Here is a 23,481-nt window from a genome sequence, read left to right on the forward strand (position 1 = left end):
GGGGTTAGGGGGTCACCGGCGGGGCCAGCTTCTTGTCGAGCACGCGGCGGCGGCGCTCGACCTCTTCGTCCATCTGCCGACGGATGCGATCCTCGAGGATGGCGGGCGGCGGCAAGGGGACGAGCTTGGTGCGCAGCAGGCTCGATCCCTCGGCCGAGTAGCTGTATTTCGAGGCGTAGGTCGCGTCGACCTGGCTGGTCGTCACCTGGCTGTTGGTGTTGGTGCCGAACCGGCCGCCGAAGAAACCCCAGCCCATGTTGAAGCCGTTGCTCTTGGACGTGCTGGTGTTGTGTTGGCCGTAGCCGGACTCGCTGGTGCGGGTGATCTTGATGGCGATCTTCACCTCGATGATCGTGTCGACGAACTGGTAGAAGGTCGGGGTGAAACCCAGTTCCAGCATCGACAGCCGGGTCGGCACCCGGATCAGGGCCGTGTCCTTGTCGGCCTGGGGCACTTCGTCCTTCTGGGCGTCTATGAGCGCCTTGAGGGCGTTCTTGTCGCCGCCGGTGATCGCCTCGTCGGCGGCGATATAGGCCTCAGCCTCCTTGATGGTCATCATGTCGTAGCCAAAGAAGATCCGGCTGTCGTCGAAGGTCTGTTTGCCCTCGGCGTCGGTGATGACCTTGAGGCCGCCCATCATCTCGGCGACCTCGATGCTGCTGCCGTCGAGCTTGACCTGGCCTTCGGCGATGGCCAGCGCCATTTGGCGGATCATGTCGCCCATGGGGACGTTGAGCAGTTCCTGTCCAATCGCCATCGTATTCTCCTGTCTAGGGTGTGGGCGGAGCCTGGGGCTCGCTCATCTTGCGAAGTATGTTTTCCAGGATTTCCGGGGGCGGCAGGCTGACCAGCCGGGCCGCGATCGAGCTCATGCCCTCGGCGCTGACCGAGAATTTGCGCGCGTAGCTGACGTTCACCGAGGCGGCGACCATCACGAAGCCGGCGTTGACGCCGACCGTCGCTCCGGCCGAGACGCCCAGCTCGGTGCTTTCCGTCATGCTGAAGCTGAGCTTCGCCTCCACCGTGGCCTCGGTGAAGCTGTAGAAGGTGGGCGTGAAACCCAGGGCGATGAGGTTGTACTTTTCCGAGCCGAGTTCGATCTCGGTCGTCGCCATCGCCTGGGCCGTGGCGATGCTGTTGCGGTCGAGCGCATGCTGGGCGTCGGCCACGGCCACGCCCAGCCGCTCGATGATCTGCGGCAACGGCGCGGAGAGCAGCTGCCGGGTGACGGCGGCGGTTTCGCTCATGGCGTCGGCGTCGGAGCAGGGCTGGCTGCCGGCGCCGCCAGGAAGGTCTTGATCTCGTCGAGGAACTCGACGGGCGCGGGGACGGCGACGATGCGGGCGGAGATGCTGCTGTTGCCGTTCACCGACTGTTCGAATTGCCGGCTGGTGCGATAGTCGACCGCCAAGCCGACCGCGACCGAAATCTTCGGCTTGTCGGCGCTGGCCGTCGGTCCGGCCGCGATCTTGGCCAGGGCCTTGGTGACGCTGGCGCCCCCGTCGGCCGACAAGGCGATGTCGTTGGCCGACAAGGTCACCAGATTGACGACGACCACGTCCTTGGCGTCGACGAACGTCACCACCCCGCCCTGCCGCACCGCCCGGACGCCGTGGGTGGCGCTGCCGGCGTTGACATCGCGCGCCAGGTTGAAGGCGAAGGCTTCCGGCGTGTCGACGGCAAGCGGGCCGCCGGTGGCGACAGCCGTCCCGCTGATCGCCACGGAGGTGTCCGACGCGCCGACCTTGACCGCGGTGGCGTCGACCGCCTGGGCCGCGAAGTGGCGCACGATGATGAAGCCGTTGCCGGTCGCGCCATTGCCTGTCTTGTCCGGGGTTGGCGTCGCCTGCAGTTGGGTCGCGGCGGAGTCGACGACGATCAGCAGATCGTTGGAGTCGGCCAGCAGCACCTCGGCGCGACGGAACTGCTGATTGGCGACCTCGTCGGTGGCGCCCTTGGCCTTCCAACTGGCCTCGCCGCGCGTCTCGACCTTGCGGATCTGGCCGGCGGGGACGCCGTTGTCGGTGAGATACTTGGCGACGGCCTGGGCGCGCCGCTTGCCGAGGTCAAGGTTGCTGGCGTCGGTGAACATCGTGTCGGTGAAGCCGACGACGTCGACGTTCGATCCGCTGTCCTTCAGCGTCCGCGCGACCAGGGCGAGTTCTTCGATCGCGGCGGGCTTCAGGGCGGCGCTGCCGGTGTCGAACAGCGCCAGACCCAGAGTTCCGCCGCCGATCGGCAGCGTCGAGCCCACCGGATCGCGCAGGAGCTTGGCCTTGAAGCCGCCCAGGGCGTTGATCTGGTTGACCACGGCCCGGGCGTACAGCAGCTCGTTGGACTGGCTCTTGACCGTGACGACCTTGCCGGTCGCCAGGGTGAAATCCTCGCTTGTGTTGGCCGTGGGCGTAGCCACGATGCGGATGACGCCGACGCTGGCTTCGCCCGCCGCGTAGAAGGCCACGCCCGTGTCCGTCTTGATCGGGTTCTTGGCGGTGTCGGGATCGAGCTTGAACGGCGCCTTGGTATGCTGGGCGTCGACATAGGCCCGCTCGAACTTGCCGTCCGGCGTGCGCAGAGCCTTGGCCAGCGTCTCCGCCGCCGCCTCAAGGTCGGCGCCGGTCGCGTCGGACTTCTTGCCGTCGACCGTCGCGCTGGCCGGCAGGCTCTTCAGGGTGATCTGGGCTTCCCGCGCATTGGCGGGCGCCTGGGGACCGCCGCTTCCGAAGCCGAGGTCAAGCTTGCCGCCAATGCCGAAGGCGCTGGCCTCGCCGACCTTCATGGTCAGTTGCATCGACACGGTCAGGTCGGCGTGCTGGTAGTGATAGAAGGGCGGAGACAGTCCCAACTGCAACAGGCTCTTGTCGCCCAGGCCCGGCCGTTTCTCGGCATAGGCCCCCACCTGCGCGAGGCTGTTGATGTCGAGCGCCTTCTGGGCTTCGGCGATCGACAATCCCATGGCCTTGATGAATTCGGCGACGCTCGCATCGGCCAGGATCTGGCCCGGCGTCATCTTCTCGATCGGGTTCTCGTCAGCCATCCATCGGCTCCTTCGTCAGCACGGCCGGTTCCCGGGCGCGTGCGCTGTTGACCGTTTCGGAACGGACCACCCAATAGCCGTGCGTCCGCTGGGCTTGCGCCAGTTGGGCGGCGCTCACGCTCAGGCCGCGCTCGGTCCAGCCGAGCAGGCGGCGGGTCAGCGGCAAACCATCGTCCAGAGCCAGGGCCGCCTCGAGGCTTGCTCGCGCGGCGGTCGTCTCGCCCGCCTTGAGCAGGTTGACGCCCTGGCGCTCCAGAAGACAGGCGCGGTCACGTTGCTGGAAGGCGCTGGGCTCCAGATCGCCAGTTTCGTTGGCGGCGCTGCTGGCCGCCTCGCCCGCCAGGGTCGCGGCCTGGCCGTGCGCGCCCATCCGCTCCAGGCTCTCGAGCACGCAGTGCAGATAGTGGCGGGCGAAGATCTGTGGCGCGCGGACGCCCTGGGCCAGCCGCAGGGCTTCGCGATACTTGGCGAGGGCCTCGGGATGGCGGCCTTTCAGGGCCAGCACCTTGCCGGCCTCGGCTTTGCTCGCGTGCAGGCCGTGGACGTCGGGGCGGGTCATTGCGCGGGCTCGGCGAACAGCACCTCGGCGCCGGCGGCCTCTAGTCTGTGACGGAGCAGTTTCGCGCGGGGGCGGGGCATCGGCGCCGTCGACAGCGGCGCCGGGGAGGGCAGGCCGACCTCCGCCAACGCCTCGGGGCGGGCGGACAGGATGTCGAGACCGACGTGCGAGAAGGTTTCCATCTCGGCCCGCACCGTCAAGCCGGCCGCCGCATAGAGCGCCATCCGGGCGGAGACCGCGTCGAACGCGATTCCGACTTCCACCGTCACAGGCAGGGCGTTGCATATTAGGGGGTAGTCCTCGAGCGGCACGCCCGCGAGCGCCTGAAGTGCGCCGGCGCTGGCACCGGTTGCCGGCGCCGCCGTCAGGTCGAGGGAGAAGCGCAGGAAAGCCTGATTGACGACCTGAACCCGTTCCGGCGCCTTCAACCGCCGCCACAGGAGGTCGGCCTCGGCGCGGCCCAGGTCGAAGATCGTGGCCGAGCCGCCAGGCGTAACCACGGCGTCGACCGGCAGATGCGGGCGCAGGACGCCGATCTGCAGAGAGGACAACTCGCTGGCGAACAGCGCGAACCGGGCCTCGTCGGGGCGGCTGGCTGTCAGCCGCGCCGAGCCGGCGGGGAGGGCGGCGTCCAGGGCGCGAACGGTCGCTTCGGTGACGGAGCCCAGGATCACGCCGGGCGGCGTCAGCAGCAAGTCGAGCGCTTCTTGCGGGCCCATGCCGAGGAAACGGCCGAGAACCTGGCCGACCTCGTCGGCGCGCGCTGGGTCGAGCAGTTCGCCAGCCAGGTCCAGGGTGGGGCTGCGTACGATCGGGGCGCCCGCCGGGATCACTTCGACCTCGACGCCAAGTGTTCCGATGATGGCCGCCAACCGCGCCGCGTCAGGACCGGGAAGGCCAGCCAGCAGACGGGCCGGCGCGCGATAGAGGGCGTCGACGACCGTTTCGATCGGCAGTTCGAGCGCCTGGCTCAGCACCGAGGCCGCCCGAGGCGACGCCGCGCCGATGCCCACGACGAGCACGTCGACGGCCTCGTGGGCGATGCAAGGAGGACCTGCCAGCTCCATCACAACACCCCTTCCAAGGCGGGTTACGACACTCAATTTCTCGCGGCGCTTTTGGTGTCGAATGGACTCGTGTCAGAGTTGCAAGACTTTGTAAAGCGACCGAAGCGTTCAGCAACTAAAACTTGCGTATTGAGCCATAACATCCATGGGTGAGGCGGGCGCGGGCGCGAAAAGAGGTCGCTTGGCGAACCGACGGCCGCTGCTGTCGCCGCGAGGATCGCCCCGCGGGCGAGGCACGGTTTTCATTTTCGCGAAAGCCGCGTCAAAGAAGGAAGCGTCGGTCCCCTCCCGAGCAGCGGTTCGGCGGGGCGGTGGGCCCTCGACCGCTGGCTACGGTGTTTTCCAACGAAGCGGGCGCCGGTTCGTCGTCGGAAAATGCGTCAAAACAAATATCTAAAACGCCGGCCTGACACAGTCAGGTCCGGAAAAGCTCTAGGCGTCCAGCCGCACGGGACTTTCGGAAATCGGCTGAAGCGGCGCCTCAATGCGGCACACAAGCCCGGTCGGGGCGAAGTCCAGCGCCACCGCGCCGCCCAGGTCCTTTTCGACGCTCACCTTGATCAGGCGAGAACCGAAGCCGGCCTTGGTCGGTGGCGAGACAGCGGGCCCGCCGGTCTCGCGCCATTCCAGGACCAGCATCGGTTCAGGGCGCTCGATGTCGAAGGTCGCCCATTGCACGTCCAAGCGGCCGTTGGGCGTCGAGAGCGCGCCGTACTTGGCTGCGTTGGTGGCGAGCTCGTGGAGGACCATCCCCAGCGCCAGAGCGTGGCGGGCGGGCAGCCGGAGCGATGGGCCGACCAGCGTGACCTGTTCGGCCGGATAGGGCGCCATCTCCTGCGCCAGAAGGTCGCCGATCTCCGCCGCCTCCCAACTGGCCTGCGTCAGCACGTTGTGGGTGGCCGACAGCGCCATCAAACGGTCCTCGAAGGCCCGCCGAAACTCGCTCAGCGAGGCGGCACCCCGCGCCGTCTGGCTGGCGATCGACTGGATGGTGGCGAGCGTGTTCTTGACCCGGTGATTGAGTTCGTTGGTCAGCAGGCGATGGCGTTGTTCACTGGCGGTGACGGCGGCGAACGCCTCATGCCGATCGGTGACGTCCAGCACCACGCCGATCATCCGAACCGCCCGGCCGCGCTGATCGTAGATCACCTTTCCACGAACATTCACCCAGCGGTCCTGCGCGAGCAGCTGGTATTCGTGGTCGTAGTCGCCGCCCGTGCGCTGGGCGCTCTCGACGGCGCGATCGCGGCGGGTCCGGTCCTCCGGGGAGAGGGCGCCAAGCCAGTGCTCCAGCGTCAGGTCCTCGTCGCCGCGCAAATCAAACAGCGCCTTGACCTGACTGGAAGCCTGCAGCGACTGACTGCGCAGGTCATACTCCCAATAGCCGACGCCGCCGGCGTCAAGGGCCTGAAGGATGTTGCCGCGCTGGTCATAAAGCGAGGCCATGATGGCCAGGAACAGGACGAGCAGGGTGCCGGCCGCTACACCGACACCGAGCAGGAACGGCGGAACGCCCATCGACGCCATGGACGCCGCGCCTGGAATAGGCGTGAGTTCAAGCGCGGCCATGGCGGTGTAGTGCATGCCCACGACGGCGACGCCAAGCAGGCTGGCGGCGAGCAGGCGAGAGATCGCCGTCCTGGGTTGGCGCGCGACGAAGAGGCCAATGGTGGAGGCGACGATGGCGATCGCCAGGGAGAGCGCGACGAGACCTGGACGATAGTCCAGGGTCATGGCGGTCCGCAGGGCGGCCATGCCAACATAGTGCATTGCGCAAATGCCCAGGCCCATGGCTGCACCAGCCAACAGCACATGACCCGACCGTGCGCCGGGCCGGGTCGCGGCGATGAAGGCGCCCCAGGTCGAGCTGATCGCGAGAACGAGCGAAAGGGCGGTCAGTCCTGGCGCGTAGACCACCGGCACGCCGGGGTCGAAGCCCAGCATGGCGATGAAGTGCATGGACCAGATCGACAGCCCCATGGCGATGGCCGCCGTGCTGGTCCAGGTCAGCCTGGCTCGCCCCAGATGAGTTTGGACCCGGCTGGCCAGGTCGAGCGCCACCCAGGAGCCGAACACCGCCACGAGCAGGGAAAGGCAAACAAGGGTCCAGTCGTGATGATGGTGGTGCAGAATGGCGAGACTCTCGGCCAGGCGTCCTTCTGACGAGTAGAGGGCTGCAGGGCGGCGCTGCTGGCAAGCCTGAATTTTCCACGGGTTCAATCGGAGCGTGGATTTCAGCGGGTCTTGTCTCGGCCGCGGCGCTCGGTGACCGCCAAAGAGGGAAGCGCCAAGACCACCGAAACGACGGTCCGGCCGCAAACGGCTTGTCGGTTGGCTGGAGAGGCCTTGAATTTCCGCCGCCAGGGGACGAGGGAGATGAGCGCGTGGCGCGTAACGCCCGTGGAGATCGCGTTGCGGCCCATTACGGCCCTTCGCTGCACGCCATCGTCAAAGGGCAGTCATGCGTCAAACGGGTACGGCGTTCGATCGCCGTCGATTCCTGCAATCCTTCGCCGTTCTGGGCGGCGGGGCCGCTTTGGCGAGTCTGTTGCCCGGCTGGGCCCGCGCCGCCGGGCGTGGCGATGACGGCGACGAGCATGGCCAAGGCCCGCCGGCGCTCTCGGGCGAGGACATCAGGCTGTCCATCGGCCACACGCCCGTCATGGTGGACGGCGTGAGCGCCCATGCCGTGACGATCAACGGCACGGTTCCTGGACCTCTGATCCGGCTGAAGGAGGGCCAGAACGTCCGCCTGTCGGTGACCAACACGCTGGACGAAGAAACCTCGATTCACTGGCACGGCCTGTTGTTGCCCTTCCAGATGGACGGCGTGCCCGGCGTCAGCTTCCCTGGCATCAAGCCGGGCGAGACCTTCGTCTATGAGTTCCACGTCCGGCAGTCGGGGACCTATTGGTACCACAGCCATTCGGGCTTGCAGGAGCAGATGGGCCACTATGGACCCATCATCATCGACCCGGCCGGCGACGACCCGGTGGCCTTCGATCGCGAGCACGTCGTCGTCCTGTCGGACTTCAGCCGCCTGCACCCGCACCAGATCTTCAAGAAGCTCAAGCAACAGGCCGGAGCCTTCAACTACCAACACCAGACCATCGGCGGCCTGATCGCCGGCCGCGACCAGACGCTGGCCGAGCGCTTGGACTGGGCCAGGATGCTGATGGACCCGACCGACATCTCGGACGTCACCGGCGCGGCCTACACCTTCCTGATCAACGGCCATGGGCCCAAGGACAACTGGACCGCGCTGTTTTCGCCAGGCGAGCGTGTGCGCCTGCGGTTCATCAACGCCGCGGCCCAGTCGGTCTTCAACGTCCGCATCCCGGGTCTGAGGATGACGGTGGTCGCCGCCGACGGTCAGCACGTCCGTCCGGTGCAGGTGGACGAATTCCAGATCGGCAACGCCGAGACCTATGACGTCATCGTCGAGCCGGCCGAGGACAAGGCCTTCACCATCGTCTCGGAGTCGGTCGACCGTTCGGGCCTGGGGCGCGCCACGCTGGCGCCGCGGCCGGGCATGAGCGCCGACGTCCCACCGCTACGGGGGCGTTCGCTGACGACCATGCGGGACATGGGGATGGACATGGGCGGCATGGACCACGCCGCCATGGACCACACGGCCATGGGGCATGACGCCATGGCCGCGAGCCCACCGCCCGGCCTGGCGCCGCCCAGAGCGCGCGGAAGCGACATCATGGGCAAGGCGGACATGGGCGGCATGGATATGTCCATGCGTAATCCCGAGAACGCGCCGCAGGTCAAGCTGGGGCCAGGGGTGCAGACGATCGCCCCGATGCCTGTGGACCGCACCGGCGAGCCGGGGCAGGGCCTGGAAAGCGTCGGTCACCGGGTGCTCGTCTATCGCGACCTGGCGGCGCTGGAGCCCAACGCCGATACCCGGCCGCCGCAGCGGTCGCTGGAAATCCATCTGACCGGCAACATGGAACGGTTCATCTGGGGATTCGATGGGCGCAAGTTCAGCGACCGGCCGCCGCCCTACGCCTTCCGAAGCGGCGAGCGGGTGCGGGTCACCCTGGTCAACGACACCATGATGGCCCACCCGATCCATCTGCATGGCCATTTCTTTGAGCTGACGTTCGGGCCGGCGGGACATCTGCCGCGAAAGCATACCGTGATCGTCCTGCCGGGCGGGCGCGTCAGTTTTGACCTCACCCCCGAGACCGGCGACTGGGCCTTCCACTGTCACATGCTCTACCACATGCATGCCGGGATGTTTCAGGTCTTCAGCGTGCGCGACACCCCAGGGGAGGACGCGCGATGAGGCCCTCGCTGATCGCCCTTTTTACCATGCTTTGGGCTGGCCCGGCGTTGGCCCAGCACGCTGGCCACGACATGAGCGCCATGCCGGAGACGGCCCAACCACAAACGGCGCCGGCGTCGGTCAGCGCGGATCCGCACGCGGGACACGACATGTCCGGCATGGCCAATCCGAGCGCCGCGCCGCGGGATGGACAGGTCCAAGCCATGGGACCTCCGCCGCTTCCGGACCATGAAACCCCCGCGCCGACGCCGCCCACCGATCATCTGGCAGACAGGGTTTTCGATCCCGCCGCCATGGATCGCGCCCGCGCCGTGCTGCGCCAGGAGCACGGCGGCGCGCAGGTCTCGCAGGTCATGGCCAACCTGCTGGAATACCGGATGCGCTCGGGCGGCGACGGCTACCATTGGGATGGCGAAGCCTGGTTCGGTGGCGACCTCAACCGCCTCGTCCTCAAGTCCGAGGGCGAAGGTGATCGCCATGGCGTCGAATCCGGCGAGATCCAGGCGCTCTACTCCCGCGCCGTCGGTCTCTATACCGACCTGCAGATCGGGGTGCGGCAGGACGTCGAACCCAAGTCGCGGACCTACGCCGCAATCGGATTCGAGACACTGCTGCCGTATTGGATCGAGGCTGGCGGCGCGCTCTTTCTGTCCAACAAAGGGGATGTCCTAGGACGAGCGGAGGGGGCGATCGATTGGCGTCTCACCCAGCGCCTGATCCTGCAGCCGCGCGCCGAGCTCAATTTCGCCGCCCAGGATATCCCCGAGACCGCAATCGGATCGGGCCTGTCCGACGGCGAGCTGGGCTTGCGGCTCCGCTACGAAGTCCGTCGAGAATTCGCGCCCTATGTCGGCGTGGCCTGGACCAGGCGCTTCGGCCGCACCGCCGACTATGCGCGAGCCCAGGATCGCGAGGTCTCCGACACGAGTTTCGTTGTTGGCCTGCGCGCCTGGTTCTAGCCCGCCGCCGCGAACCCGCTGCCGGGCAGGAACGAGGCGCGGCGGTGAGGCGGCGGGTCGTCGCTCACGACCCGCCGAGCGCGATCCCAGGCTCAGGTCGCCAGCACCTCGGGATCGGTCTTGGAGGCCGGCCCTTCGCCGCGACGGTCGTCCTTGATCCGGAACCACATGGCGTAGAGCGGCGGCAGGAAGGCGAGGGTCAGGATGGTGCCGCCGATGGTGCCGCCGATCAGGGTGTAGGCCATCGAGGACCAGAACACCGAAAGGGTCAGCGGGATGAAGGCGAAAACCGCGGCCAGGGCGGTCAGGATGACCGGCCTGGCGCGCTGAACCGTGGCCTCGACGACGGCGTGGAAGGGATCAAGACCATCCTCCTGGTTGGTGTGGATCTGGCCGATCAGGATCAGGCTGTTGCGCATGATGATGCCGGCCAGGGCAATCAGGCCAAGGATGGCGTTGAACCCGAACGGCTGGTGGAAGATCAGCAACGTCGGCGCGACCCCCACCAAGGCCAGGGGCGCGGTCAGCAGCACCATGAACATCGCCGACAGCGAGCGAACCTGGAAGATCGTCACCACCATCATCAGGATGAACATCAGCGGGAAGACCGCGGCCAGGGCGACGTTGGCCTTGGCGGCCTCTTCGATCGACCCGCCCATCTCGATCCTGTAGCCCGCCGGCAGCGCCGCCTTGATCGGCTCAAGCTGCTTGAGCACCTGGGTCGAGACGTCGGGCGGCTGCAGCCCCTCGTCGATGTCGCCCCGCACGGTGATCGTGGTCAGGCGATCGCGGCGGCGCAGGATCGGATCCTCCATGCGGATTTCCGCCTTGCCGATCTGGTCGAGCGGGATCCGCTCGCCCGCCGCCCCGACCAGGGTGAAGGCGCCGAGCCGGGACGGGTCCAGGCGATCCTGGCCGCTGGTCCGCGCGACGACCTCGACCGAACGGATGTCCTCGCGCACCTGGGTGACGGGAACGCCGGTCAACAGGAACTGGAGCTGCTGGGAAGCGTCGCTGGAGGTGAGGCCGAAGGCGCGCAGCCGGTCCTGGTCGAGCACGAAGTGAACGGTCGGAACGCGCTCGCCCCAGTCGGTATTGACCTGGCGCATGCCTTCGTTGCGCAACATCACGCCCTTGACCTGCTCGGCGATCTCGCGGACGCGGTCGGCGTCCGGACCCATGACGCGGAAGGCCACGGGGAAGGGCGAGGGCGGACCGAACACGATCTGGGTGGCTCGGATCTTGGCCCCCGGGATCGTCCCCGAAGCGGCGAACTGGCGCAGGCGTTTCTTTAGCGCGTCGCGGGCCTTTTCGTCAGGCGTCAGCACCACGATCTTGGCGAAGGACGGGTCGGGCAGTTCCGGCGAGATCGCCAGGAAGAACCGCGGCGCGCCTTGGCCGATATAGCTGGTGAAGATCTTGGCCTCGGGCTGCTTGCGCAGCCAGGCCTCGACCTGGCTCACCGCCTGGCTGGTCGAGCTGATGCTCTGTCCCTCGGGCATCTGCACCTCGATCAGCACCTCTGGACGGTCGGAGAGGGGGAAGAACTGCTGCTTGACCCCGCCCATCATCACCACGGCCGCGACCATGGCGGCGCCGACGCCGGCGGCCACCTTGAAGCGGTTGTCGATGGTCCAAACGACCAGCGAGCGCAGCCGGCGATAGCGCGGGGTGTCGTAGATCGCGCCATGTCCACCCTCGACCGGCTTGATCTTGGGGATCATCAACACGCCGAGATAGGGGGTGAAGATCACCGCCACGAACCACGAGGTGATCAGGGCGAAGGCCACGACCCAGAAGATGTTGCCGGCGTATTCGCCGGCCGTGGACTTGGCGAAGCCCACCGGCATCAGGCCGATGATCGTCACCAGGGTGCCGGCCAGCATCGGGGCGGCGGTATGGCCCCAGGCGTAGGTGGCGGCCGTGACCCGGTCCTTGCCTTCCTCCATCTTCACCACGATCGTCTCGATGATGATGATGGCGTCGTCGACCAGCAGGCCCAGCGACAGGATCAGCGCGCCCAGGGTGATACGGTCGAAGTCGCGGCCCGTGACCAGCATGATCACGAAGACGCCAGCCAGGGTCAGCGGCACGGCCATGGCGACCACGATGCCGACCCGGAAGCCCAGGCTGATCAGGCTGACGACGATGACGACCGCGAGCGCCACGAAGAACTTCAGCATGAACTCGTTGTAGGCTTCGACGATGTTCACCGACTGGTCGGTGATCTTGTCGAAGCTCATGCCCAGAGGCATTTCGGAGGCGATCGCCTTGGCTTCCCTGTCGAGGTTCTTGCCCAGCTCCAGGCCGTTGTAGCGTTCCTTCATCACCACGCCGAGCACGATGGCCGGTTCGCCGCCGTTGCGGATCAGGAAGGTGGCGGGATCCTCGTAGCCGCGCTTGACCTCGGCGATGTCGCCCAGTTTGAGGGTGCGGCCGCCAACGACGATCGGCGTTTCCTTGATCTTCTCCAGGCTGTCGAGCGCCCCGTCCAGACGGATCTGCACCTGGGGGCCTTGGGTTTCGATCGAGCCCGCCGGGGTGACCAGGTTGCGGTCATTGAGCGCGGCGAACAGCTCCCTGGGGCTCACCCCCAGCGTCGCCAGGCGGGCTTGGGTGAACTCCACGAAGATCTTCTGCGGTTGCTCGCCGATGATCTGGACCTTCTTGACGCCCGGCACGTGCAGCAGGCGTTGGCGCAGGGTCTCGGCCTGGCGCACCAGCAGGCGCTGCGGCTCACCCTTGGCCTTCAGCGCGTAGAGGGCGAAGGTCACGTCGCCATACTCGTCGTTGACGAACGGACCCAGCACGCCGCGCGGCAGATTGGGGGCCTCGTCGGCCATCTTCTTGCGGGTCTGGTAGAATTGCTCCTGAACCTCCTTGGCCGGAATCTGGTCCTTCAGCGTCAGGGTGGTGAAGGCCAGGCCGGGGCGCGTGAAGGTCTCGGACCGATCGTACCACTTCAGCTCCTGCATCCGCTTCTCGAGCGGCTCGGCCACCTGATCCTGCATCTCCAGTGCGGTGGCGCCGGGCCACGCGGTGACGATCGTCATGACCTTGATCGAGAAGCTGGGGTCCTCGGCGCGGCCTAGCTTCATGAAGGCGAAGGCGCCGGCGAACGTGATCGCGACGATCAGGAAGAGCGTGATCGACCGCTCGCGGACCGCCAGGGCGGAGAGGTTGAGGCTCATTGCGCCGCTCCGGCCTGGATGCGGACGCGCTGGCCCTGGTGCAGCATGTGGGCGCCCAGGGCGACGAAGCGCTCACCGCCGGCGAGGCCGCTGGAAATCGTCGCCGTCTCCGCCCCGATCGCCGCCAGGCGCACGGGCCGCCACTGGACCGTGGAGGCGCGCGGCTCGACGACCCAGACGCCCGGTCCCTTGCCCGCGTCATAGATGGCGCCGATCGGTGCTTCCACGCCGCCGGATCCCCGATCTGCGCCCTGCGGGGAGAGGGCCACCACCATGGTCGAGCCCAGCGGCGCCTGGGCGGCCTGGCCGTTCAGGACATACTTGGCTTCGTAAGTTCGGGTGCGAGGGTCCGCGGCGTCCGACAACTGCCGCAGGCGCGCCTGACCGGCCTCGGCGCCGTCGGAGGCGAAGGCCTGGGCCAGCGAGCCCAGCGCCGGGCGAACGGTCTCGGGCAGGGTGATGGTCGCCTCCCGAGGTCCAGCCTGGGCCAGGCGCACGACCGGCTGACCGGCGGCGACCACCTGGCCGGGCTCGGCCAGGGTCTCGACCACGACGCCGTCGGCGTCTGCGACCAGGACCGCATAGCCTGCGGTGTTGCGCGAGACCCGGGCCTGGGCCTCGGTGGCTTCCAACTGGGCCTTGGCTGCGTCGGCCGCCGCCTTGGCTTGGTCATAGGCGAGGGCTGAAACCGCGCCGGCCGAAACCAGGCTGCGATAACGCTTCTCGTCCGACGCTGTCTGCACGGCCCGGGCGCGGGCGGCCTCCACCAGTTCGGTCTGGGCTGAAACGGCCAGGGCGTAGTCGGTCGCGTCGATGCGCATCAAGGCCTGGCCGCGACGGACGGTCTGGCCGGCGTCGACCAGCCGCGCCACGACCTTGCCGGCGACGCGGAAGCCTAGATCGCTTTGGACGCGCGCCGTGACGACGCCGCTGAACCTGCGCTGGCCGTCCGTCGCGGGACTGGCCACGGCGACCCGCACCACCGGCGGCAGGGTGCGAGGATCGTCTGCCCCGGATTTGCCGCCGCAGGCGACGAGTGGCGTGAGGCCGGCCAAAAGCAGGGCGGCGGCGAGGGGACGAGGCGACATGGCTTAAGGGTCCTGCCTTGACGGAAGAACCTTAGCTTGGTGTTTAGTGACCAATCTGTCAACTCGTCACTTCGTTTTAGGGGGCAAGGCTCCGCAGCACCAGATTGATGGCCTTGGTCGGCGCGTCGGGCAGGTCGTCCAGGTTGTGCCTGAGCATCAGCGGGTTCATGAAGCTCTGCATGACCAGCAGGATCGCTTCGCAGACCTCGTCGATCGGCGTTTTGCGCTCGAACTCACCCGTCTCGCGGCCTAGGAGAATGATCTCCTTCAGCAAGGCTTCGGATCGTTCCAGATAGGCCAGGGCCGACGGCCAACGTTCCTCGGCCGAATGGGCGGCGATGTCGTAGAGGAGCTTGTCCTGGAAGAAGAGCTCGGCGCTCGTGGCCACTATACCATTGAAAAACCGCCTTAACTTCTCCGAGGCGGTCCTGCCGTCGGCGATCCCGGCCTCACCCGCCGCCAGCACCTTGTCCAGGCACTGCACGCAGATCGCCTGGCCGATCGCCTGCTTGGAGTCGAAGAACTTGTAGATGTAGGCCTTGGAGAAACCGATCGCCTTGGCCAGGTCGGCGACCGTGGTCTTGCCATAGCCGAAGCGGCTGAAATGGGCCTCGGCCGCGGTGACGATCTGATCGCGGACGTCGTGTTCGAGGGGGCCTCTCTGGCCGGCGGCCGGGGGGGGCGAAGAGTCGATTGTGCTCATGACAGCACGCTAACATCGGACGCCCCAATTGACAAACTAGTGACGATATCGGAATTTAGTCACAACCAAGTTTCGTCATTCGTAGCGAGTGGTCCCATGCGCTCCGCCGTCTTCCCGGTTCTTTCCATCGCGGCCAGTTCCGCCCTGTTCGCCGGATGCGCGGTCGGCCCAGACTATGTCGCGCCGAAGATCGCCTCGCCGCGGGTCTTCATGGGGGCCAAGGCCGTCGAGGCCCGGTCGGCCGCACCGGCGACGAGCGCATCGACCGATGCGTGGTGGCGCGGCTTCAACGATCCGGTGCTCGACCGCCTTGTCGATCGGGCCTTGGCGCAAAACCTTGATCTGGCTCAGGCGGGCGCGCGGGTCGCCCAGGCGCGGGCGGGCGTGCGCGCGGCGACCGCGGCCCTGCTGCCGTCCGCCTCGGTCCAGGCCAGCGGCGCCAAGGTTCACGCTTCGACCCAGACCCCGACGGGGCGACTTCTCGCCGCCACGCCGAATTTCGACCGCGAGGGCGAACTCTACGAAGGCGATCTGGTCGCCGGCTGGGAGCTCGACGTCTTCGGCGGCGGCCGCCGCGATCGCGAGGCGGCCCTGGCGCAGTACAGAGCGGCTGAGGCCGGGGTGGCCGCCGCGCGCCTGGCCGTCGCCGCCCAGACGGCGGACACCTACGTGTTGGTTCGTGGGCTGCAGGAACGGCTCGCGATCGCGCGCGGCCAGGTCGAGACCCAGACGCGGCTGGTCGAGACGGTCCACCTGCAGCGCGAGCAGGGCGTCGCCGCGGACCTGCAACTTCAGCAAGCCGTTGGCGCGCTGGAACAGACGCGCGCCAGCCTTCCCGTCCTCGAGGAGGGACTGGAGGCGGCGCTCAACGCCATGGACGTCATTCAAGGCGCGCAGCCAGGAACCTATCGGGCCGAACTGGCCACGGTGACGGCCATTCCCACAGCGCCCGGCCTTGCCGACGCGGGAGGCCCCGCCGAACTGCTGCGCCGTCGCCCGGACCTCGTCGTCGCCGAGCAACGGCTGCGCGCCAGCAATGCGCAGGTCGGTTCGGCGATTTCGCAATATTTCCCGAAGTTTTCGCTCAGCGGCCTGGTGGGCACAGCCACCACCAGCAGCAGCGCCCTGTTCGAAGGGCCGGCCAACCAGGCCCAGGGCGTGCTTGGCCTGCGCTGGCGATTGTTCGACTTCGGCCGCGTCGGCACCGAGGTGGCCGCGGCGCGCGGCCAGAAGGCGGAGGCTCTGGCCGCCTACCAGCAATCGGTTCTGCGCGCGACCGAGGACGTGGAGAGCGCCTTCTCCAGTCTCGTCAAGCGCGAGAGCCAGGAGCGCACCCTGGCGGCTGGCGAAGCGTCACTGGCTAAGGCCAGAGCCGCCTCGCAGGCCGCCTACGGCGGCGGCGTTGTCAGCCTGATCGAGGTGCTGGACGCCGATGCGCGCCTGCTCGCCGTCCGCGACGCCAGGGCCCAGGCTCGAACGGAAGCCGCCCGCGCGGCGATCCGTTCCTTCCAGGCCCTGGGCGGCGGCTGGCGCGATCCTTCCGGCGCGGACGCTGGGTAGAGACGCCACGGCGTTCGGCGCGCTTCGCTACAAGACACCATCGATCCTGAGCGCGATCCCGAACGGATGCAGGGCGCCGTCGGGCAAGGTCACGTGCAGGCCCGTCCGGTCTTGGCGCAACGGCAGGGGCGTCTTGTCGCCGGCCAGGGTTACACGCCGCACTGGACCCTTGGCGTGCCCGCCGTCCTTGGCCAGGCTGCGGACCACGACTTGCCCGCCCTCCGGTCGCCCCAAGGTAATGGCGTATAGCGCGGCGTTCTTGGTGGTGAACCGAATGTCCTGCGGCGTGAAAGGCTTCTGCTTGCCCTCGCTGAACATGCCGGCGGCCACGGCCGTCGGCCCTTCGCCGAAGATCGTCCAGGGGCGTGTCGCGTAGATGGCGTCGGAGAAGCGACCCATCCAGACGCCGATCTCCTCGACGATCCGCCGCTCCTCGGAGTCGATCGTTCCATCGCCGCGTACCGGAATGCTGAGCAGCAGATTGCCGTTTTTCGAGACAATGTCGCAGAGCCGATGAATGACCTCGGCCGCGGGCAGATAGCGCTTCTCCTCGAAGAGGCGCCGATTGTAGTGCCAGTCGCCGATGCAGGTGTCGGTCTGCCAGGGCTCGGGGCTGATCTCGCTGCGCATGCCCCGCTCGACGTCGGCGACGATGCCTGGGCGATGGGCGTCGTGGGGCTTGATGTTGATTACCGCGTCGAGTTTCCCGCGCCACTGAAGCGACGCGTTGTAGTAGTGGGCGGCGATGTCCAGGCCCGCCTGTTCGAGCGGCAGGTCGAAATTGTCGAAATAGACGAGATCGGGCTTGTAGCTGTCGATCAAGTCCTTGCACCTCAGATACCATTGGCGCGTGAAGGCTGGATTGTTCAGCGGGGCCTTTTCGCTCCAGACCCGATCGTTGGCTTCGTGCCATTTGTTGGCGTCGGCGATCGTGTCGAAACCGTCGGGCAACGGCATGACCGGGCCGCCATAGAGCTGCTGCGGATCCAGCCCCTCCCACCATTTACCGCGACCGTCCGCTGCGAAGCGCTTGAAGGCGTCGTAGCGCTCGCCCTTTCGAGGGCCTTCGGGATCATAGCCGTAAGCCGTCTGGAACCAGTGCCAGGCGTGGGCGGAATGGTTGGAGACGCCGAAGCGCAAGCCCCGCTTGCGAGCGGCCTTGGCCCACAGGCCGATGATATCCTTCTTGGGACCCAGGCGGACCGAGTTCCAGTCGTGGAACCTGGACTGGTAGGCGTCGAAGTTGTCGTGATGGTTCGCCATGGCCACGAAGTATTTCGCGCCGGCCTTGGCATAGAGATCCAGCAGGTCGTCAGGATTCCAGTTTTCAGCCCGCCATTGGGGATAGATGTCCATGAAGCCGGTATCGGCCGGGTGGCCATAGGTCTTCAGGTGATGGTCGTAGGCGGGCTGGCCGGGCATGTACATGCTGCGGGCGTACCAGTCGCCCGCTTCTGGCACGCATTGGGCGCCCCAGTGGGCCCATAGCCCGAACTTGGCGTCGCGAAACCAGTCCGGTGTTCGATACCCAGCCGCGAGCGAATCCCAGTTGGGCTTGAACGGGCCCTTGGCGATCTGGTCGAAGCCCGTCGGGACCAGGTCCGAGGCCAATGCAGGGGCGGCGCCGATCAGGCTGGCTGCGGCGCTGCCCTGGAACAGCGCACGTCTTGTCGGCGTCATCGTTCCTCTCCCTCAGTTTTTATTCTTGAACGTAATTTCAAATATGATTTGTCTGAGTTGTCAAGGCGCGGGCCGAGGCCCAACGTGCGTTCAAGCTTTGTCATGTGCAAACCACCCGGCGCGCGCCGTTCCAAATGTGCGTTGATGACGCTTGTGGCGGGAGCCTTGGCCAGGCACACCGAGGTGCGATATAGTCAGACAATATCTCTTGATGACGCTATCGGTCGGCTGTAGCTCTTGCGCCATCAGATAAAGGAAGGGCGTTGCCCCCAGGCATTGCGCCCCTTCTGCAGGACGCCGAGGAAGCCCAAATGAACAAGAACTTGAGCCGTCGCGGCTTGCTGGGCGCCTCCGCGGCGCTAGGTGCGGCGCTGCCCGCCGTCGCAGCGACCAAGCCGGCCCCGAAGCCGCCGGCGGCGAAGAGGCCGCTCCTGGCGCCGACTCCGCCGATGGGCTGGAACAGTTGGAACAGCTTCGCCACGACGATCAACGAAGCCCAGACGCTCGAGCAGGCGACGATCATGGCCCGCGAACTGCGGCCCGCCGGCTACGACATCCTGACCGTCGATATCCAGTGGTATGAGCCCGGCGCCAGCAGCTATACCTACGCCGCCAAGCCGGTCCCGACGCTGGACGATCACGGCCGGCTGCTGCCCGCTCCGAACCGCTTCCCGTCCAGCGCCGACGGCAAGGGTTTCAAGCCGCTGGCCGACCAGGTTCGCGCTCTCGGCCTGCGATTCGGCGTTCATCTGATGCGCGGCGCCCCGCGCCTGGCGGTCGAGCGCGGCCTGAAGGTCCTGGGCACGAACATCAGCGTGGCCGACATCGTCGACAAGCACAGCACCTGTCCGTGGAACCCCGACATGTACGGGGTCGACATGAGCAAGCCGGGCGCCCAGGCCTATTACGATAGCGTCTTTGCATTGCTGGCGTCGTGGGGCGTGGACTTCGTCAAGGTCGACGACCTCAGCCGTCCCTATGACTCCCACATGGCCGAGATCGAGGCGATTCACCGCGCCATTGGCCGGACCGGCCGACCGATGATCCTGTCCATGTCGCCAGGCGAGACCCCGGTCGTGCGCGGCGCCCACGCCCGCCAGCACGCCCAGATGTGGCGGATCTCGGACGACTTCTGGGACGACTGGAGGATGCTGGACGCCCAGTTCACCCGGCTGGAAAACTGGTCGCCCTACATGGGCGACGGCGGCTGGCCCGACGCAGACATGCTGCCGTTGGGCCGCTTGGCCTTGGGCGAGCGCGACACCAAGTTCACCCCCGACGAACAGCGCACCCTGATGACGCTGTGGTCGATCGCCCGCTCGCCGCTGATCATGGGCGGGGACCTCCGCCACCTCGACGCGCCGACCAAGGCCCTGCTGACCAATCCCGAGGTCATCGCCGTCAATCAGGCTTCGCGCGACAACCGCCCGCATTTCGTCGAGGACGGCATGCGCGTCTGGACGGCCAAGGCGAACAATGGCGACGCCTACCTGGCGCTGTTCAACACGGGCGAGACGCCGCGCGAGGTCGGAGTCGATCTGAAGATCGTCGGCTTGCCGGCCTCGGCGACGGTGCGGGATCTCTGGACGGGCCGCGATCTTGGCAAGGCCGCGGGGCGCTTCTCGGTGCAGTTGCCTTCGCACGGCGCCGGCCTGTATCGCCTTGGCTGAAGGCGGTCCTGATGGGGAGCGAGCAGGGCCGTGATGGCCAACTCGCTTCCCATTCGCAACTCCGCTAGGCTGCGATCATGCAAAGACGAGGACCGAAGGGGGAGGGGGCGGAAGGCGTCACGATCGTCGACATCGCCCGGGAGGCGGGCGTTTCGATCAAGACGGTCTCCCGAGTGATCAATCGCGAGGACGGGGTCGGGCCTGAGGCTCGCGCCCGGATCGAGGCGTTGATCGCTCGGCTCGGCTATCGGCCCAACGTGGCCGCTCGCCTGCTGTCCAGCCGGCGCAGCTACCTGATCGGCGTGATCTTCCTGAGGATGGGCGCCTACCATTATATCGGCGAGATCCAGGCGGGCGCGATGCGCGCCTGCCGCCGGGCCGGCTACCAGCTGGTGGTCGAGCAGGTCGGGGAGGGCGTCGACGGAGCCCGCGAGACGCTGATCCAGACCCTGCGCGCCGGCCGCTTCGATGGCCTGATCCTGACGCCGCCCGTCTGCGACGATCCGGAACTGCTCAACGTCGTCGAGAGTCACGGCCTGGCCTATGTCCGCATCGCGCCCGGCGGCGACTTTGGCCGTTCGCCCTATGTGTTCATGGACGACATGTTGGCGGCCCGCCAGATCACCGATCGGCTCCTGGACCTTGGCCACAGGCGGATCGCGTTCATCGACGGACCGCCGGAGCACACCGCCGCCACCCGCCGCCGCCACGGCTATCTGGCCGCCTTGGGCGCTCGCGGCGTTACGCCCTGCGCCGACTTGATCCAGTCCGGAGACTTCGAAAGCCTCTCCGGCTTTGAGGCGGCGGAGCGGTTGCTGGACCTTTCCGATCCGCCGACGGCGATCTTCGCGGCCAATGACGGCATGGCGGTGGGCGTCCTAGCCGCCGCCGCCAAGCGCGGGCTGTCGGTGCCCGGCTCGCTCTCTGTTGTGGGATTCGACGACAGCCCCGTCGCGGCGTCGGCGTGGCCGCGATTGACGACGGTTCACCAGCCCGTAGCGGAGATGGCGGAGGCGGCGGCCGACATGCTGATCGATGGTTTCGGAGACAAGCGATTCCGTGGCCGAACCCTGGTGCGGCAGCTGGACTACCGTGTCGTGGACCGCGCCTCGACCGCTTCCCCGCGTAAATCTACTTCTGGGCTGTAGTACTTCGTTGCCGTGTGCGGCTGAATCCTAGAAGTACAACTCCAAGATCCCCTCAATTCGGGAACTAAAATTCCAGACAGCGGTGTCTTTGAAAAATCGATAGACAACGTTGTCGTAGCGTGATGTCTAATTAAGACAACGTTGTCGTACGCATTCAGTGCATTGCGATCATGTCGATCAAAGCCCCGGGACAGGGGCGGAGGAAACAATCGGTCGTCGCTCGCGACGTCCGTCAGGAGGCCGGTTCACCGGCCGACGCATTCGCGTCGGCTCCGGACGGCCTCGCGCAGGAAAGGGGAACAACATGCGCATCATGCTTTTCGCTTCGACCGCGGTGGCGATCGTCGGGCTTCACGCGCCGACGGCGTACGCTCAGGATACAGCCCAGGTTCAGCTCGACGAGGTGGTGGTCACCGCCCAGCGTCGCAGCGAAAATCTTCAAAAGACGCCGCTGACCGTGTCCGCTGTGACCGGCGAGAAGCTGGAGTCCCAAGGGATCAAGTCAGTGGTCGACCTGGGCAGCCAGGTGCCGGCCCTGCAGATCACCTCCAGCGGCGGCGGCGCGGCCCAGATCTTCCTGCGCGGCATCGGCAGCACCAACACCACCGAGGTCGGCGACCCGGCGGTGGCGTACCACATCGACGGCATCTACATCGCGCGCTCCACGTCGGTGGGCTCGCTGTTCTACGACATCGACCGGGTGGAAGTGCTGCGCGGCCCGCAGGGCACGCTGTACGGTCGCAACGCCACGGCCGGCGCGATCAACGTCATCACCAAGAAGCCCAAGCTCGGCGACTACGAAGGCTATGGATCGGTGGACGTCGGCAACTACGGCGCCCTGACCACCAGCGGCGCGGTCAATATTCCGGTCGGCGAAACCCTGGCGGTGCGCGCCGCCTTCCAACAGAGCCGTCACGACGGTTATGTCACCGCTCTCAACAGCGGTCCGGGCACGGGCGGCAACGATCGCTACGACCAGGACGACAAGTCGGCGCGGGTGCAGGCGCTCTGGAAGCCCAGCGACGTGTTCTCGGTACGGCTGACCGCCGACTACCTGCACCAGGGCGGGGCCGGCGGGGGCGACCAGACCTACGGCACCGCGCGGGTGACCGGCGATCCGTGGACCTGCAACTGCTCGGTCAACCTCTATCGCAACAACCGGTTCTTCAGCACCGGCGGTGAGGCCAACTGGGACCTGGGCTTCGCGACCCTGACCTACCTGATGGGCTACAACTTCTCGCGCCTGGACCGCAACGGCGAGAACGCCAGCACCGGCGCGCCCAACTACTTCAAGGGCAAGGACCACACCTGGTCGCACGAATTGCGGCTGGGCGGCGAGACAGGCGACCTGAAGTGGGTGGTGGGCCTGTACCGCTTCACCGAAGACAACAATGTCGACTTCCGGGTGTTCCTGGCGACCAATTCCTACCTGTCCTTCATCCAGCCGGAAGTGACGGCGGAGTCCTGGGCGGCGTTCGGCCAGGGGACCTATGCGGTGACGGACCGCCTGCGGCTCACGGCGGGCCTGCGCTACACTGAGGATCAGAAGGCTCGCAACGGCGGCACCTTCCTGACCAACGCGGCCGGCGCCATCACCTCGACCGTGGTGCTCAACGTCGCCGACGCCAAGTGGGACGCCACCAACTGGAAGCTCGGCGCCGACTTCGACCTCACGCCGGACTCGATGCTCTACGCCAATGTCGCCACCGGCTATAAGGCCGGGGGCTACTTCGACGGCGTCGGCCAGAACACCTACGAGCCGGAGAAGATCACCTCCTACGAGGCCGGGGTGAAGAACCGCTTCCTCGACAACCGCCTGCAGTTGAACGCCTCGGCCTTCCTCTACGACTACAAGGACTTCCAGGTCTCGGCGGTCGGGGTGATCGCCGGCCAGAACGCCACGGTCACGCTGAACGCTGACAAGGCGCGGGTCTACGGCCTGGAGCTGGAAAGCAACCTCGTGCTGACCGAGCACGACCGGATCGACGCCACGCTGGGCTGGATCCACGCCGAATACACCGACTTCGTGCTGCCGCTGGGCGACGCCTTCGCCAACAACAACGCCAATGCGACGGTGGCGGGCTGCTACACGGCCAACTTCGCCGTCGCGGCCCCGCGCTCGACCGACTTCTCGGGCTGTCGCATGGCCCGCACCCCGGCCTGGACCGTGAACCTGGGTTACCAGCACGTCTGGGACCTGTCCTTCGGCGGCACGCTGACAGGGCGCGTCCAGACCCACTACGAGAGCGGCAAGAACCTCGAATATCACGGCTTCACGCAGAACAGGCAGGACGGGTTCACCAAGTCCGACGTCAGCCTGACCTACGCCAGCGCCGACGATCGGTGGACCCTGCAGGGCTATGTGCGGAACATCGAGAACGAGGACGTCCGCACCGCTTCGTCGCCCAACTCCACCACCGGCCTGGCCACCAACGGCAACGCCGACTTCTACGCCCCGCCGCGCACCTACGGCGTGCGCCTGGGCGTGACCTTCTAGACCTGCTGCCTGGCTCCCGGCGGAC

Annotated in this window: 16 protein-coding genes; 6 read left to right on the top strand and 10 right to left on the bottom strand. The window is 67.1% G+C overall.

What is annotated here, in order from left to right; genetic code table 11:
• Window positions 1–4 precede the first annotated feature (4 nt).
• From G3M57_RS10860 to G3M57_RS10885, 6 genes are all read right to left on the bottom strand, one after another.
• Entirely contained in the window at window positions 5–757 is a 753-nt protein-coding gene (locus tag G3M57_RS10860; protein WP_200945280.1) for a hypothetical protein, read from the bottom strand.
• A gap of 13 nt (window positions 758–770) precedes the next feature.
• A complete protein-coding gene (locus G3M57_RS10865) occupies window positions 771–1,247 on the bottom strand; it encodes a hypothetical protein (protein WP_056760209.1) in 477 nt (158 codons plus the stop codon).
• Window positions 1,244–3,037: an OmpA family protein gene (locus tag G3M57_RS10870; RefSeq protein ID WP_163230464.1), complete on the bottom strand. Its 1,794-nt coding sequence runs from the start codon at window positions 3,035–3,037 to the stop codon at window positions 1,244–1,246. Before G3M57_RS10870 ends, G3M57_RS10865 begins: the two co-directional genes overlap by 4 nt.
• Window positions 3,030–3,596 carry a peptidylprolyl isomerase gene (locus tag G3M57_RS10875; protein WP_163230466.1) on the bottom strand — a complete coding sequence of 189 codons (567 nt, stop codon included), beginning with the start codon at window positions 3,594–3,596 and terminating at the stop codon, window positions 3,030–3,032. The genes G3M57_RS10870 and G3M57_RS10875 overlap by 8 nt, the downstream gene beginning before the upstream one ends.
• Window positions 3,593–4,663: a hypothetical protein gene (locus G3M57_RS10880; RefSeq protein ID WP_163230468.1), complete on the bottom strand. Its 1,071-nt coding sequence runs from the start codon at window positions 4,661–4,663 to the stop codon at window positions 3,593–3,595. Before G3M57_RS10880 ends, G3M57_RS10875 begins: the two co-directional genes overlap by 4 nt.
• Window positions 4,664–5,095: 432 nt before the next feature.
• Window positions 5,096–6,883: an MHYT domain-containing protein gene (locus G3M57_RS10885; RefSeq protein ID WP_156402333.1), complete on the bottom strand. Its 1,788-nt coding sequence runs from the start codon at window positions 6,881–6,883 to the stop codon at window positions 5,096–5,098.
• 241 nt (window positions 6,884–7,124) lie between these two features.
• Between G3M57_RS10885 and G3M57_RS10890 the strand changes: the two genes are divergently transcribed.
• Together G3M57_RS10890 and G3M57_RS10895 are read left to right on the top strand one after the other, a co-directional pair.
• Window positions 7,125–8,960, top strand: coding sequence for a copper resistance system multicopper oxidase (locus tag G3M57_RS10890; RefSeq protein WP_163230471.1), 1,836 nt, complete (start codon window positions 7,125–7,127; stop codon window positions 8,958–8,960).
• Complete coding sequence (locus G3M57_RS10895; protein WP_163230473.1) at window positions 8,957–9,919, top strand: copper resistance protein B; 963 nt, start codon at window positions 8,957–8,959, stop codon at window positions 9,917–9,919. The genes G3M57_RS10890 and G3M57_RS10895 overlap by 4 nt, the downstream gene beginning before the upstream one ends.
• Before the next feature lie 92 nt (window positions 9,920–10,011).
• Here G3M57_RS10895 and G3M57_RS10900 read toward each other — a convergent pair whose 3' ends face one another.
• The 3 genes from G3M57_RS10900 to G3M57_RS10910 all read right to left on the bottom strand — a co-directional run bounded on the left by G3M57_RS10900 (window position 10,012) and on the right by G3M57_RS10910 (window position 14,901).
• Window positions 10,012–13,110 (bottom strand): efflux RND transporter permease subunit, encoded by a 3,099-nt coding sequence (locus G3M57_RS10900; RefSeq protein WP_163230475.1) that lies wholly within the window; start codon window positions 13,108–13,110, stop codon window positions 10,012–10,014.
• On the bottom strand, window positions 13,107–14,198 hold the full coding sequence (locus G3M57_RS10905; RefSeq protein ID WP_163230477.1) for an efflux RND transporter periplasmic adaptor subunit: 1,092 nt from the start codon (window positions 14,196–14,198) through the stop codon (window positions 13,107–13,109). Before G3M57_RS10905 ends, G3M57_RS10900 begins: the two co-directional genes overlap by 4 nt.
• A 76-nt stretch (window positions 14,199–14,274) precedes the next feature.
• Window positions 14,275–14,901 carry a TetR/AcrR family transcriptional regulator gene (locus G3M57_RS10910; protein WP_163230479.1) on the bottom strand — a complete coding sequence of 209 codons (627 nt, stop codon included), beginning with the start codon at window positions 14,899–14,901 and terminating at the stop codon, window positions 14,275–14,277.
• Window positions 14,902–14,997: 96 nt separating this feature from the next.
• On the opposite strand from G3M57_RS10910, the gene G3M57_RS10915 reads away from it, so the two are divergent.
• The gene (locus G3M57_RS10915; protein WP_163230481.1) at window positions 14,998–16,461 is read left to right on the top strand and encodes an efflux transporter outer membrane subunit; all 1,464 of its coding nucleotides are present in this window, start codon (window positions 14,998–15,000) and stop codon (window positions 16,459–16,461) included.
• A 27-nt stretch (window positions 16,462–16,488) separates the two neighbouring features.
• On the opposite strand, the gene G3M57_RS10920 is transcribed toward G3M57_RS10915, so the two are convergent.
• Window positions 16,489–18,141, bottom strand: a complete 1,653-nt coding sequence (locus G3M57_RS10920) for an alpha-L-fucosidase (RefSeq protein WP_163230483.1) — start codon at window positions 18,139–18,141, stop codon at window positions 16,489–16,491.
• A gap of 311 nt (window positions 18,142–18,452) precedes the next feature.
• Here G3M57_RS10920 and G3M57_RS10925 point away from each other — a divergent pair, with 311 nt between their 5' ends.
• From G3M57_RS10925 to G3M57_RS10935, 3 genes are all read left to right on the top strand, one after another.
• Window positions 18,453–19,811 carry a glycoside hydrolase family 27 protein gene (locus G3M57_RS10925; RefSeq protein ID WP_082564706.1) on the top strand — a complete coding sequence of 453 codons (1,359 nt, stop codon included), beginning with the start codon at window positions 18,453–18,455 and terminating at the stop codon, window positions 19,809–19,811.
• A 77-nt stretch (window positions 19,812–19,888) separates the two neighbouring features.
• Window positions 19,889–20,959 (top strand): LacI family DNA-binding transcriptional regulator, encoded by a 1,071-nt coding sequence (locus G3M57_RS10930; protein ID WP_056760233.1) that lies wholly within the window; start codon window positions 19,889–19,891, stop codon window positions 20,957–20,959.
• Window positions 20,960–21,263: 304 nt separating this feature from the next.
• Entirely contained in the window at window positions 21,264–23,456 is a 2,193-nt protein-coding gene (locus G3M57_RS10935) for a TonB-dependent receptor (protein WP_163230485.1), read from the top strand.
• Window positions 23,457–23,481 lie beyond the last annotated feature (25 nt).

Origin of the sequence: Caulobacter rhizosphaerae, from assembly GCF_010977555.1 — a bacterium.
GTDB lineage: Bacteria > Pseudomonadota > Alphaproteobacteria > Caulobacterales > Caulobacteraceae > Caulobacter > Caulobacter rhizosphaerae.